We start from the raw sequence: 13,926 nt of genomic DNA, 5'->3' as shown, positions 1-13,926 counted from the left end.
ACCCCTTGGAAAATGCTGATGCCCTTCACCACAGGGAATTGGCGGCAAAGTCAAGGCGGCAACCTCGTCAGTTGCCGAGGTTCAGGCCGTACTTCAGGAATATCTGCTTCTGCGTTCCGCCGGCGATCAGCTTGTCGAGCGCAGCCTGCATCTTCGTCAGAAGATCGTCCGGAAAATCCTTCTGGCAGGCGATGCCCATCGGCTGTTCGGAGAGGACGGTGACCTGTTCGACCGCGTCGCCTTCCTTTTTCAGCTTGTCAAAATAGAGGACGGAGATCGGCATCAGGTCGATACGGTCACTCATAAGCTTTTTCAGCGTCGCGCGGAAATCGGCGCCGACATCGATCCGCGGAAAGTTGGCTTGCCGCAACACAGTCTCGGTGTAATCGCCCCGCCATGTGCCGACGAGATAGTTGTGGGCTTCATCGAGCGTGTCGGCGGTTACGGGGGATCCGGTATGCTTGATCAGGACATTGCGATCGATCAGCAATGGCTGAACCCATTTGAACAGCTTGTCGCGCGCGTCATTGTGAGCGGTGACAAATACGCAGGTCATCGGTACCGTCAGTGCCTGATTGTAGGCGCGCGCCCAGGGCAACACATCGATCGAATAGTCGACGCCGATGTCGGTCATAATCTTCTCCACCTGCTCGACGGCCGCGCCCATGGGAGTCTTGCCTTCGCGATAGTTGAAAGGCGGATATTCCTCGGTGGTAAAATTGACGGTTGCGGCTTTAGCCGTGTGATGAAGGCTGAGAGAGGACAGGCTGAAAAATACCAGAAGAAGCAGTTTTCGCATGTAGTTCCTCTTTCTCTATGATGCTTGCGCTACGGGGGTGAGGTAGTCAGCCTGCGGTCCCGCAAGCGCCTTCATGAGATCGTTCGGATGCTGCGGCCGGTGGAACAGGTAGCCCTGGCCATAGTCGAGCCCCATGGCGCGCAGGGTTGCGCACTCTTCCTCGGTCTCGATGCCTTCCGCAATAACGGTGCAGTTCATCTTGTGCGACAACGTCGTGATGCTTTCGACCAGCATGCGGCTCTTAAGGCTGACATCGGAGGCAGTATCGTTGATTGCGCGGACGAAGGATTGGTCGATCTTGATGATGTCGACCGGGAAGCGGTTGATATAGCTCAGCGACGAGTAGCCAGTGCCGAAGTCGTCCAGCGCGATGCGGCAGCCATAGCGGCAGATCTCGTTGATGACCGTGCGCGTCTCTGGATTGTCGTCCATCAGCACGGCTTCGGTGATTTCGACGACGATACGTTCCGGGCGGATATCGTGGCGGGAGAGCAGGGCCGCGATGCGCATCGGCAGGCCAGACTCGAATTGCAGCGGCGAGAAATTGATGGCGAGGTAGGTATTCTGCATGCCGTCGAGGCGTGAGAGACGGGCGAAGTGGGAAATTGCCTTTTCCATGATGCGGTTGCCGATGCGTATGATCGAGCCGGTCTCCTCGGCAACGTCGATGATCCGGGCCGGCGGCAGGATACCCTTCTGCGGATGATGCAGCCGCATCAGCGCCTCGAAGCCAGCGATGGAGCGGTCATCGATATTGACGATCGGCTGCAGGTGCGCTTCGAACCAGTCGTCGCTCAGGCCGCTTTCGATATGGCTCTCCAGCTCGGCACGGCGGCGGGAATCGTCCAGCATGCTGTTGTCGAAGATCTGCGCGCCGTTCTTGCCGTCGCGCTTTTTGGCATACATCGCTATATCGGATTTCAACAGCAGTTCTGCGGCGTTGGCGGCCTGGCGTGGGTAGATGGCAATCCCGATGCTGGCGCTGAGGCGCGCATCGCCGCCGAAAGGCGTCTCGAAGACTTCGGCGATGCGGGCCGCCATGTCGAATGCTCTTTTCTCGGCATCTTCCGCAAGCAGCAGGATGGCGAATTCATCGCCGCCGAGACGGGCGGCGATGTCGCCTGGGGTCAATCTTGCCTGCATGCGCGAAACCAGTTCGCGCAGCGCCGCGTCACCGGCGGCATGGCCCATGTTGTCGTTGATCCATTTGAAGCGGTCGAGATCGACGAAGAGGCAGGCGAGCTCGCGCTTGCGCAGATCCGCCTCGTTGATCTTGGCATCAAGCGCCGTCTCGAAACCTTGGCGGTTCAAAAGGCCGGTCAGATGGTCGGTGATCGCCTGGCGCAGGTTGCGGTCTTCGGACTGCTTTAGGTCGGTGACGTCGGTCATGACCGAGAGCGTAAGGCCATCCTGGATGGCCGTCGTTTCGAGGATCAGCACGTCCATGACCCGGTCATCCCGGCACTGGAATTTCACCGTGACGTCGAGACGGGCAGCGCTGTCGAGACGGCTGCTCTTGCGTTCGGTGTATTCCTCGCGCGATTCCGGCAGGACCAGGCTTGCAAATTTACGTCCCAGCACATCGGCCCGACCATAGCCGGTGGCGGCGAGCCAATAGTCGCTGACGGCGGCGATGCAATCGTCATCGTCGAGCGAAAACAGCATGGCCGGCGTCAGATTGTAGGTGTCGGTGGCGCGGCGGTGGGCAAGCTTCAGTTCGGTTTCTTCACGCTCCAGCTTGCTCTGCATGTCGTTGAAGCTGCGGGCGAGGCGTCCCATCTCGTCGTTCGACTGCCAATCGACGTGGTGGCGCGAGCCGAGCCGCCGGGTCGCCTCGACTGCGTGGGTCAGCCGCATCAGCGGCTGGATGATGAAGATGCGGTTGCCGATGAGGGCGGCGCCGAAGACGGTCAGGACGGCGAAGATGAAGATCGAGATGAAAACGATCTCCTCGTTCTTCAAGCCGTCGAAGAGACCGAGAGCTGGGTAGTAGACGGTGATGGTGCCGAGATTTTTCGCGCCGTCCACGCCGTTGTAGATGATCGGGCGGGCGATGGATTCCAAGAGGCCCTTGTAGGACCTCGGGATGGTGGATTGGGTAACGTCGAGCTGGCCGGAGACATCGCGGACATTGACCTTGACGACCGCGCCCTCGGCGACCGTCGTCGCGCTGATCTGGGTGACGCTGTCCTCATCGAGGTCCCATAGTGGCTTGGCCAGCGCCTGGGCATTGGCGACGAGCAGGACGGAGATATGGTCTTTGATTTCCTTTTCGGCGCGTTCGGACGAAAGGAAAAGGAACAACACGAAGAGCGGCGCGACGAAAACCAGCAGCGCGCCGCAGACGATCGCGAAAAACCTGTTCTCGACGGAATGGCTCATAGTTCCGCTTGCTCCCCAGTCGTAGACCGGCTGATCTTAGGGCTGGGCCTTTCTCTACAACTCTTTCGCGTAAACTTTCACGAATTTGTTAAATGTTGCTGAAACCGCGGGGTTAATGGATTTAAATAGAGTATTGATTTCAAAAATTATTAGATTTCTTATTTCTTTTATTAGAATCTATACATGAAAAACCCGCCGTCCCCAAAGGGGAGGCGGGTCTGAATGTGTCGCGATAAAGAGGCCGATTAAGCGTTGGCTTCTTCTTCGCCGCCTTCTTCTTCGTCGGCAAGACCGGCAGCCGGAGCGGCGATCGTTGCGATCGTGAAGTCGCGGTCGGTGATGACCGGGGATACATTCTTCGGCAGGGTGATATCCGAGATGTGGATGCTGGCACCAGCCTTGTGACCGGACAGATCAACAGTGAAGAATTCCGGGATCGCATCGGCCGGGCAGTGGACTTCGACTTCGTGGCGAACGATGTTTAGCACGCCGCCAGCCTTGAGGCCCGGAGACTTTTCGTGGTTTTCGAAGTGAACCGGGATTTCAACGGTCACCTGGGTGTTGCCGGAGACGCGCAGGAAATCGACGTGGACCGTGAAGTCGCGGACGGGATCGAGCTGGTAGTCCTTCGGCAGAACCTTGATCTTCTTGCCGTCGACGTCGATCGTCGCGATCGTGGTGAGGAAACCACCGGCATGGATACGCTTCGTCACCTCATTGGTGTTGAGAGCGATCGAAATGGGGGCCTGCTTGTCACCATAGATGACAGCGGGAATGAAACCGTTGCGGCGAAGTTCACGGGCGGACCCCTTACCAACCCGTTCGCGCGCCTCGGCCTTGAGCTCGTAGCTTTCCTGGCTCATGGCTATTCCTTTCGAGGTTATTTGGAGAGTTCATCCGTTCATCGGAATCGGGTGAACTGGAGGAGGGCGAGCCCTGCCTCATCCGCGTTGCCTCCAAGGGTGTCTACGCGGACGCGTGGCGTATAATACAAAGAGGCCGGCGGTGCAAGCATCTCTGGAGAAAGCGCATCTGTGATGACATTGCAACTCATGATAAAGAGCCGGCGATGCTATTTCTATCAATGGCTTGACATATACCCTCGGCCTCTTCAACAGTCGAATCCAATCGATCAGCGTCAAAGGGAAAGGTCGGGTTATGCGCCCCAAGGCTATCGCCGCCGCCGCAGTTTTTTCCATCGGTCTCGCGGCCGTTTCGCAGGCGGCCGACGTCAATGAGCAGGGCGCGAAGGAGCTGCGCAATATCCTGACGCATTCGCTCTCGCGCGATCTCGCCCGCAGCGGTTTTGTCGCCGTAAAACCGGCCGGCGATCAATATGAGATTACCTACGATCTCGCGAAATTCTTCGACAAGGTCAATTCCGGCGCGTTTTCCGTCACCGGCTTGAAGCCGCTCTCGCTGTTCGCGCAGCCGCTCGATCAGGGCAGATGGCATCTGAAGGGCGACAACAGCGTTGATATCTCGGTTCATTCGCCTGCGTCCGACCTCACCTATTCGGTTGCGTCCAGCTCCGTCGAAGGCATTTTCGATCCGGCGATCGAGATGATGCGCTCGATGCAGGTGAAGAGCAGCGGCGCCAAGTTCTCCAGTATCGGCAGCGGCAAAAATGCCGGACGTAAGGTGGATGCCACCATCGAGAGCGCATCGTTCACCCATGCGGTGACCGACAGTACCGAGGCCGGCAAAGTGGACCTGCAATCGCAGGGTATGCTGCAGCATTTCAGCGAACAAACTGCTGCACCCGGCGCGCCATCCGTTAACCTCAGCGCTGACAGCATCGACGTCAAAGTGACCGCGACGAGCTTGCCGGTGAAGGAGTTGCGTGAGCTCATTCGCTTCTTCGTCCAGCACATCAAGGCGAAACAGTTATCGGAGAGCGGCAGCAAGAAGTTCGAGGAACTGGTGCGCCGCGCCTTACCGGTATTCGGCTCGCTGAATGAGACGGTGACGCTGAACAATGCGCTGTTTGCGACCGATAAAGGGAAGGTCGGCGTCAAGAGCTTGGACTATAGTTTCAAGATGGATGGTCTGACAAAGGCCTCCAACATTAATTTCGGTGTGCGGGCGGAACATTTCACGCCGGACGCCGATCTTATTCCGCCAGCTTATGCGGCTTTCCTGCCCGAGACGGTCGATGTGCAGCTCGGAATTCCCAACATCAACTTCGATGGTCTCGTCGACACGGTTCTGGAAGCCGTGGCGGAACGCGCCACGCCGATTTCGGGCGAAGCATTGAAGCGCACCATGTTCCCGAGCGGCTATGGGACCCTCGAATTCCCGAGGATCAGCGCGACTTCCGGTGTTTATGACGTTGAGATCTCCGGTGCGTTGAAGGGCTCCACGAAGCACCATGCAAGCTATTCGCTGCAGGCGACCATTCTTGCACGCAATTTCGACGGGACCGTTGCCGCCATTCAAAATGCTGCAAAGACGGACCCGCAACTAAACAGCGTTTCCTTCAGCCTGCTGGCCGCCAAGGGCTTTGCCAAGACCGATCCGGATGGCCGTCTGCGCTGGGACGTCACGATGGATGAAAATCGGACCGTCACGGTGAACGGGCAGGTGATGAAGGCTCCCTGAGGCCACGTCCAGCTTGCAAGCCGGGGGGCGGGCAGCGTCATCATTCAATTGAGAATCACGTTTAGGGTTTTCCCGCTTTCAAATTGTTTTTCCTAGCATCACGGGGGTGAATTATGCGTTTTAGAACAGTTGCCGCTGCGGCAATTTTCGCCGTTGGTCTGGCCGGCGCCTCGCAGGCAGCCGACGTCAACGAGCAGGAAGCAAAGGACCTCCTCGGCAACCTGACGCATTTCCTGCCCGACGATCTCGTTAAGAGCGGCTTTATTGCTGTGACGCCGACGAGCGGTCACTATGAAATCACCTATGACCTGCAGAAATTCTTCGACAAATTGAACGTCACCGGTTTCGACATTACCGGGCTGAAGCCGTTGATCGCCCTTGCGACACCGCTGGACAGCGGCCTGTGGAACATCGAGGGGAACAATGCGATCGACGTGACGGCGCGTTCGAAGCCGGGCAGCAGCCCGGATGCAGAATTCCGTTATGGGGTGGCATCGTCCAGTTTCACGGGCGTCTTCGACCCTGCTATCCACTATGTTCGCTCGATGGACGTGAAGGGCAGCGGCATCACGCTCGCCACCAAGATGACTGACAATGGTGTGGAGAAAAACGATATCACGATCGATGGTATCAACTACGCGCTCTCGTCATCCAGCAGCGGCGAGCCGGATAAGCTCGACCTCCAGATGATCGGAGGCCTGCAATCCTTCCAAGACAAGGTTTCTTCCGATTCTGCGACGCTTGGCGAATTCAAAATCGGGGCGATCGATTTCAAGGCCAGTGCGACCAAGCTGCCGTTGAAGGCGCTGAACGAGATTTTGCGCTTCGTCTCCGACCACAAGGACACAAAAACCCTGTCCGACAGTGAAAGCGCGGCGCTCAAGGCATTGCTGCGGAACGCGATGCCGATTGCCGACTCGTTCGAAGAGTCGGTCTCCGCCAAGGATATTTCCGTGACGACCCCGCTCGGCAATGGCGGGCTGCAGCAGGTGGGTTATTCGTTCAAGATGGCCGGGCCGGCCAACGCGGTGAATGCCGATTTCGGTATGCGTGCCGAAAAGCTGACCCTGGCCTCCGGCCTGGTGCCCGAGGACTATGTCGCCTTTATTCCCGATGCCGCCGAATTGCAGATGCAAGTTCCCAACTTGAATTTTACCGCGCTGTTGGATGTCCTGCAGCAGGCCGATTTCAGCAATCCCGAGGGCACGCCCTCCGTGGATGAAAAGTTGCAGCAGGCCATGTTCCCGGACGGAACGATGACGATCAATTTTCCGAAAATCAGCGCAGCTTCGGGCCTTTACGACATTGAGGCTTCCGGCAGCATGCGCGGTTGGTTGAACGAAAAGGACCGTGTCGCCTTGAAGATGACGGTGCTTGCCCGCGATCTCGACAAGACCATTTCTGCCGTTCAAGACGCCGCGAAGACGGAACCGGACCTCAATCAATTGTCCTTCGGTCTGATGATGGCCAAGGGGTTTGCAAAGACCGATCCCGACGGTCGCTCGCGTTGGGAGGTCAACATCGCCGAAGACGAGTCCGTGACGATCAACGGACAAGTCATCAAATAAGGCGCCCGAATTTCAGAATGCGACCATGTTTGTCTTAAAGCCGCTGGCCCAACGCTCGATTTCGCTTCTGTGGGCCGGCCAGGTGTTGGCGGCAACCGGCTCCGAGTTCTACATGGTCGCCGTCGTCTGGATTGCGGCGGATTTCATCGGTCGTGACGCGGGTTATGTTTCTGCCTTGCAGTCAGGCGCGCTTCTCTTCGGCAGCCTGTTTGGTGGCATTCTGACGGATCGCTGGCGGCACAGCACGACGATGATCTCGGCCGACGTCCTGCGTGCGGTTCTCTTGTTGGTGCTGTCCGTTGCCGGTCTCATGCATTTTATGAGCCTGCCGCTGTTGATGGTGCTCGCCGGATGCATTGCCTTGCTGACCTCCGCCTTCGATCCGTCGTTGCAGGCAACGCTTCCGACCATCGCGGTCGATCCGGACATTCGTCATGCGACCAACGGATTGTTCGACGCGACGAGGCGCATGGCCCGGATCCTCGGACCCAGCATGATTGCACTGGTCAATGGTTTTCTGCCGAAATCGCAGTTCTTCACGGTGACGGCGGCGACCTTCCTGCTTTCTGCTCTCGCCGTTTGGATGGCCGTCGCCAAATTGCCGGCGGCGCCCCGGCGGCGCGAATTCTCGGGGACGGCGGCGGTCATCGACGGCGTCTTGGGCGGGTGGCGGATGGCGCGCGGCCATGCCGCCATACTCTATGGCCTGTTCACGAACCTGATGGGCAATATCGCCTGGGCGATGGGCATTCTGCTCGGAATGATCCTGCATCTGCGCGAGACCAGCGCCGATCCCTTGACTGACTACAGCCTGATGATGACGGCCTACGGCGTCGGCAACGTGACGACCAATCTCATCCTCAGCAACATAAAGCCGCGCAGACCGGTCGTTTGGATCATCGCGGCAAAGCTGATTTTTGGCGCCGGTGTGTTCCTGCTGCCGCTGATGCATGATCGCTTATGGCTGATGGTCGTCGCGTGCCTCGCTGCCATCAACGGCCCGTTCGAGAATCTTGCCATGCTGCACCTGATGCAGACGCGCAGCGAACCCCATCGCCTGGCGCAGGCCTACCGCTTGCTGATGTGCGCGATCTTCCTCGGTCTTTTCCTGGCCTATCTCATGTCGCCCAGCCTATTTGCCTGGTTCGGCATCGGCCCATCGATCATGGGCGCCGGTGCGGCTGTCTTTGTCGCCGGGCTTGTTGGCATAGGGCTGCTTGTCTGGAGGCAAAGCCATCCGGTCGATGCGAAACCCGCATGAGAAGAGCCGGCCGGCCTTAGACCGGCGTGCGTTCATTTGAGCGCACAAAGGTCGCTCTAGTCTTTTGAATCCAGAGCATCCTATCCGCCCCAAGGTGATTCCACCTGAAAGCGGGATGCGCTAGTCGAACAGGCTCGAAACCGATTCTTCCTGGCTGGTGCGATTGATCGCTTCGCCGATGAGGCCCGCCGTGGAGACCACGCGGATATTGTGGGCCGAGAGAACGGCCGTCGTCGGCTGGATCGAGTCGGTGATGACAAGCTCGCGCAGTTTCGACGAGGTGATGCGGGTGACGGCGCCGCCGGAGAGGACACCATGGGTGATATAGGCGGTGACGCTTGCCGCTCCGCGTGCGAGCAGGGCATCGGCCGCATTGCAGAGCGTGCCGCCGGAATCGACGATATCGTCGATCAGCAGGCAGTCTTTTCCTTCCACGTCGCCGATGATGTTCATCACTTCGGACTCACCTGGGCGATCACGGCGCTTGTCCACGATCGCCAGCAGACAGTCGAGACGTTTAGCGAGTGCACGGGCGCGCACGACACCACCGACGTCGGGGGAGACGACCATGACGTTGCCGATATCATAGTTCGCCTTGATATCGCGCGTCAGGATCGGCAGTGCATAGAGATTGTCTGTGGGTATATCGAAGAAACCCTGGATCTGGCCGGCATGGAGATCGAGCGTGAGAACGCGGTCTGCGCCAGACTCGGTGATCAGATTTGCCACCAACTTGGCCGAGATCGGCGTGCGCCCGGAGGCGCGGCGATCCTGGCGGGCATAGCCGAAATAGGGAAGAACGGCCGTGATGCGCCGCGCCGACGAGCGGCGCATCGCATCGATCATGATCAGCAGTTCCATCAGATGATCGTTTGTCGGAAACGAGGTAGGCTGGACGACGAAAACATCCTCGCCGCGCACGTTTTCCTGGATTTCAACGAAGATTTCCTGGTCCGCGAAACGCCGGACGCTGGCCTTGCCCAAGGGAACGTTGAGATAATTGCAGATCGCTTCGGCGAGATGCCGGTTCGAATTGCCTGCGAAAACCTTCATTGTGGCCCGCCTGTTACCAACTTGATAGCCGCGCTTTTAACCGCCTCGCTCTCGAATGCAAGGGGCTACAGCGCAATAGCTTTCATATTTCTGAAAAGCTTGTGGCTATCCACCGCGGGAGTCGCGCCAGGAATTGAAATCCGACATGGTTTCCGTGGCGATTTTTTGCATGACGGAGGGCGGGATGGCGGCCCACGGATCACCGCGTTTCAGTGGCGCACTTTCCGATCCCTGGATTCGGTGCAGGCGGGCGCCGCTGTTGTCGAGAACATCCCAGACATAGGTGACGGAAATCTGCGGTCCGTCCTCGAAGGCGGATAGATAGCCCTTCAGGATATAGCTGGCACTGGAATCGCTGGAGCTCTTGATCGTCAGGCCGAGCGCGCGGGCCTCGGCCCCGAGCTGGCGCGACAGCGGTGTAACGGCCTGAACCGGCGCGCCAATGATCGGCAGGAAGCGGACGCTGTTTCTGTCCGTCGCCGCGGCCGGGGGAAGCGAGGCTTGCTGTTGTTGCTGTTGTTCAGGCTGCTGCTGATCATCCTGCGGGTCTTCAGCCGCTTGTTGCCGCTGCGGCTGCAGTTGTGGATCGTCGGAGAGGCGGCGATCGGCCTCGCGCTGCTCGTCTGCGTCCGAAGCCTGCGAATCCTGTGACTGGATGGAGGCGGTCCGCGAGCCGTCGAGCGGGCGGGAGGCATAGGGATTGCGACCGCCACTTCTTAGCGCGGCCGCCTGATCGTCGAGCGAGCCACCACCGCCATAGTTTTGCGACTGATATGCCTGCTGCTGATAGCCCTGCCGCTGGTAGCTATAGCTGTCCTGCGCGGTCTCATAATTCTGCTGGCGTTGCGGCGCGGCTGCCATGCGCTCGACGTCGCGTTGGGTGACGGGGCTGGAGCCGGCATCGCCGATGCTTTCGGGCGGGGTCAGGGCATCCGTCGTGTTGCAGGCGGCGAGCGCGAAGCAGAAGCCAACGGAAACAAACGTTGTCCTGACCAGTCCCATTTGCGCGATCCCTTCCTTAGACGGTCACCCCGTTCAGGATCGCTATTTTACGCCGCTAACGGTTAAGAAATTCGAGCTGGTGACGCGACAAAGATTTTGGAGCCTGAGAGGTCGTCAGATAGGTCTGGCCGAGCGTCATCGCGGTGCCGGTGTCGGAGTCCATGATGATCATGTGCACGAAGAGCGACATGCCTTCTTCGATCTCCTGCGGATTGCCGATATGGAACATCTGATGCTCCATCCAAGAGGGCGAGAAGCGGGCGCCGAGCGAGTAGCCGCAGGCGTTCAGCCGGTGTCGGGCAAGGCCGCGCTCGTCCATGATCTTGGCATGCATATCGAAGACGTCGCCGAAGGTGTGCCCGGGCTTCAGCACGGTTTCGATCGCCTGGATGGTCTCGAGGCACGCATTGTAGAGTTCGCGGTGGCGGTGAGTCGGATCGCCGATGACGACCGTACGCATCATGGCGGCGTGGTAATGCGCATAGGTGCCGGCCCATTCGAGGGTCAATTGGTCGTTGGCATCCAGCTTGCGGCGGCCAGCCTTGTAGCGGCAAAGCAGGGCCTCGGCGCCGGAGCCGATGATGAACTCATTGGCGGGATAATCGCCGCCGCCGGAAAAGATCGCGCCCTGCATGGCGGCAAGGATGTCAGCTTCGTCGGCACCGGGCTTGATCAGGGCAAGTGCTGCGTCCAGCGCATCGTCGGCAAGCGCAGCAGCGCGCTCGACATAGGCGATTTCCGTCGGGCTTTTGACGAGGCGCAGACGACTGACGAGATAGGAAGCGTCGATGATCTGGCCGAAGGTGGCTATCTGGTTGTCGAGCAGGCGCGCGACGCGGCCGGTCATGCCATGAGTATCGTATTCCACGCCGATACGGGCGCCGAGGAGATCGAGCTCCACCAGCAATTCCTTGAGATCGAGAGTCGGATCGGCGTTCACGCGGTCGACCCAGATGCGGATGTCGGAGATGACCGATGTGAGCTGCGCCTGGCGAAGATCGGCCGAGCGGGTGAGCAGCACCATCGTACCATCAGCCTTGACCACCAGCGTCTGGAAGAAGCAGTAGCCGAAGGTGTCGTAACCCGTCAGCCAGAACATGCTCTCTTGCGCGAAGAGCAGCATGGCGTCGATCTTCTCTTCCTGCATTTTCGCGAGAAGGCGGGCACGGCGGGCGTCGAATTCACTGCGTTCGAAATGCAGGGCCATTTTAGAACGTCTCCTCGATGGCAATAGCGGAAATCTGTCGACCGTAATCCGATTCCTTCGCATGCGTGGTGCGGCGATAGGAGAAGAAGCGGTCGGGATCGGGATAGGTGCAGAGATTGAGGTTTTCGGCGGTCACGCCGGCCTTGCGCAGGCGGTCGATCGTCAGACCCGGCAGGTCGAACATCGCGTGACCGGCCTGCTCGGACGGAATGAAGTATTTGGCATAGCCCGGGTCGTAGGTAACGAAACGATCCACGAATTCCGGGCCGACTTCGTAGCTTGCCTGGCTGATCGAGGGGCCGAGGCAGGCGGTGATCAGCCCCCGCTTGGCGCCGAGCGCGACCATGGCTTCGATGGTGTTTTCCAGAACGCCGGTCAGTGCGCCCTTCCAGCCGGCATGGGCAGCTCCAATCACCCGGTTTTCAGGATCAGCGAAGAGGATTGGGCCGCAATCGGCGGCGAGCACGCCGAGCACGATCCCTGGCGTCGCCGTCACCATGGCATCGGCTTGCGGGCGCGTGCCGTCGTAGTTTGCGTCGACGGCGATCACGTCGGGCGAATGGATCTGATGAACGGTCGCGAGCCGTTCCAGCGGCAGGCCGAACCAGGCAGCGACGCGACGGCGATTTTCCTGGACATGCTCCCGATTGTCGTTGGAGCCGAGGCCGACATTCAATCCGCGATAAAGGCCCTCAGAAACGCCGCCGTCACGGGTGAAATAGCCGTGGCGGATGCCGGCGCTCTTGGCGGCGCTCAGCAGCGTGCTTTCGATCGGAGTCGGCAATGCGGCGTCCCTTGATATGTTCTTTCGTGCTGGAAATAACGCTTCCGTGGCGAAGCGGTTCGATTTGAGCGGGATGTTGGCCCAGCGATGCGCGTTCTGTCAATCCGCAGAGATCACTAGCGTTGATCAGCGGACTGGACGAAAGGGCAAAAGATCGATCGCCGGACTGGAGACGGCCAGTACCTTGAAAAGCTCGCCCATCTTGCCTTCGCCGGCGCCGGCGAGCCGTTCGACGGCGGTACGGACATTGTCTTGCGTCGCGGCATCGTGGTCGCGGCCAAGCGCCGCAGCCCGCTCCAAAAGCCCAAGGCCGATGAGAAAATCACCCTGATGGCAGCATCCATTGATATGCAGGCCGGAAGCAAGAGCGGTTTCGGCCAGATGTTGGAAATCGACATGGCTGGTGAGGTCCGCTTCGCCGGGATGATCCAGCGGCGGGTCGTATTCATGCATGCGCACGGCCTGCAGCGTATCGCCGAAGCCCGTCGCCATATGGCCGTAATCGATGGCGAGCGCAGTGCCGCCATGGGCGGCGAGCCTGTCGCAGATCGTCGTCATCACCGCTTGGCGGGCAGGGGCGATTTCGAAGATCGTGCCGACCGGCGGAAGCGGCCCGGTGGGAAGAAGCGCAGGGTCGAGGCTTGCGACGCCGGCGGTGAAAGTCAGCTCGTCATTAACGTCGAGCCCGACCGTGCGCTCACGAAAACCGTTGGCGGTGCGGATGAACTGGCGAATGGGGATGGCGTCGAACAGTTCGTTCGCGGCAAGAAGGGTGAAGCCGGCCGGCACCTCGTCGAAGTCCGAATGCCAGGAAACCTTGTCACCGTGAGTGTCGAGCGTCTGGCGCTGAAAACCCTGCAGCCGCTCGCTGGTTTCGACCAGATGCACGCTCATCGCATCGAAGAGCGGCGGCGCAAGCTTGGCGATGACGCGCAGCATGTCGGCCATCATCGTGCCGCGACCGGGGCCGATTTCGACGAGGCGGACATTGGCCGGCGTGCCGTGGCGCTGCCAGGCGTGCACCATGAAGACGCCGATCATCTCGCCGAAGAGCTGGCTGACCTCGGGTGCCGTGACGAAATCGCCGATGCGGCCGAAGGGCTCGCGCGTCTTATAGTAGCCGTGCTGCGGGTCAGCGAGGCAAAGCGAGAAATAGTCGGTGATGCTGACCGGTCCGTTGGCACGGATAATGGCCTTGATTTTTTCCCCGAGCGCGGTCGTCATCGTTTGGTCTCGCAAAAGCATGGTCCCGAAAAATATGAAGCGGCT

General features: G+C 59.6%; 11 protein-coding genes. 3 read left to right on the top strand and 8 right to left on the bottom strand.

Features of this window, described 5'->3' with window-relative positions:
- Positions 1–67: 67 nt before the first annotated feature.
- The 3 genes from ACXHXG_RS09385 to ACXHXG_RS09375 all read right to left on the bottom strand — a co-directional run bounded on the left by ACXHXG_RS09385 (position 68) and on the right by ACXHXG_RS09375 (position 4,044).
- A complete protein-coding gene (locus tag ACXHXG_RS09385) occupies positions 68–799 on the bottom strand; it encodes a substrate-binding periplasmic protein (RefSeq protein ID WP_457899120.1) in 732 nt (243 codons plus the stop codon).
- A gap of 15 nt (positions 800–814) precedes the next feature.
- Positions 815–3,181 carry an EAL domain-containing protein gene (locus ACXHXG_RS09380; RefSeq protein WP_104823741.1) on the bottom strand — a complete coding sequence of 789 codons (2,367 nt, stop codon included), beginning with the start codon at positions 3,179–3,181 and terminating at the stop codon, positions 815–817.
- Positions 3,182–3,426: 245 nt separating this feature from the next.
- Complete coding sequence (locus tag ACXHXG_RS09375; protein ID WP_283046637.1) at positions 3,427–4,044, bottom strand: 50S ribosomal protein L25/general stress protein Ctc; 618 nt, start codon at positions 4,042–4,044, stop codon at positions 3,427–3,429.
- A gap of 295 nt (positions 4,045–4,339) precedes the next feature.
- Between ACXHXG_RS09375 and ACXHXG_RS09370 the strand changes: the two genes are divergently transcribed.
- The 3 genes from ACXHXG_RS09370 (at position 4,340) to ACXHXG_RS09360 (ending at position 8,611) form a co-directional block, all read left to right on the top strand.
- Positions 4,340–5,782 (top strand): hypothetical protein, encoded by a 1,443-nt coding sequence (locus ACXHXG_RS09370; RefSeq protein ID WP_457899119.1) that lies wholly within the window; start codon positions 4,340–4,342, stop codon positions 5,780–5,782.
- Positions 5,783–5,895: 113 nt separating this feature from the next.
- The gene (locus tag ACXHXG_RS09365; protein WP_457899118.1) at positions 5,896–7,350 is read left to right on the top strand and encodes a hypothetical protein; all 1,455 of its coding nucleotides are present in this window, start codon (positions 5,896–5,898) and stop codon (positions 7,348–7,350) included.
- Between the two features lie 25 nt (positions 7,351–7,375).
- Positions 7,376–8,611: an MFS transporter gene (locus ACXHXG_RS09360; RefSeq protein ID WP_457899117.1), complete on the top strand. Its 1,236-nt coding sequence runs from the start codon at positions 7,376–7,378 to the stop codon at positions 8,609–8,611.
- Positions 8,612–8,731: 120 nt separating this feature from the next.
- Here ACXHXG_RS09360 and ACXHXG_RS09355 read toward each other — a convergent pair whose 3' ends face one another.
- From ACXHXG_RS09355 to ACXHXG_RS09335, 5 genes are all read right to left on the bottom strand, one after another.
- Positions 8,732–9,664, bottom strand: coding sequence for a ribose-phosphate pyrophosphokinase (locus tag ACXHXG_RS09355; protein WP_104823736.1), 933 nt, complete (start codon positions 9,662–9,664; stop codon positions 8,732–8,734).
- Between the two features lie 105 nt (positions 9,665–9,769).
- Positions 9,770–10,666 (bottom strand): hypothetical protein, encoded by an 897-nt coding sequence (locus ACXHXG_RS09350; protein ID WP_457899116.1) that lies wholly within the window; start codon positions 10,664–10,666, stop codon positions 9,770–9,772.
- 55 nt (positions 10,667–10,721) lie between these two features.
- On the bottom strand, positions 10,722–11,873 hold the full coding sequence (locus tag ACXHXG_RS09345) for a M24 family metallopeptidase (RefSeq protein WP_104823734.1): 1,152 nt from the start codon (positions 11,871–11,873) through the stop codon (positions 10,722–10,724).
- A 1-nt stretch (position 11,874) separates the two neighbouring features.
- Positions 11,875–12,657, bottom strand: coding sequence for a peptidoglycan editing factor PgeF (gene pgeF / locus ACXHXG_RS09340; protein ID WP_457899115.1), 783 nt, complete (start codon positions 12,655–12,657; stop codon positions 11,875–11,877).
- A 126-nt stretch (positions 12,658–12,783) separates the two neighbouring features.
- A complete protein-coding gene (locus ACXHXG_RS09335; RefSeq protein WP_457899114.1) occupies positions 12,784–13,881 on the bottom strand; it encodes a class I SAM-dependent methyltransferase in 1,098 nt (365 codons plus the stop codon).
- Between the last annotated feature and the right edge of the window lie 45 nt (positions 13,882–13,926).

The organism is Rhizobium sp. LEGMi-198b (genome assembly GCF_054114205.1).
This window is presented reverse-complemented; position numbering and strand designations above follow the sequence as displayed.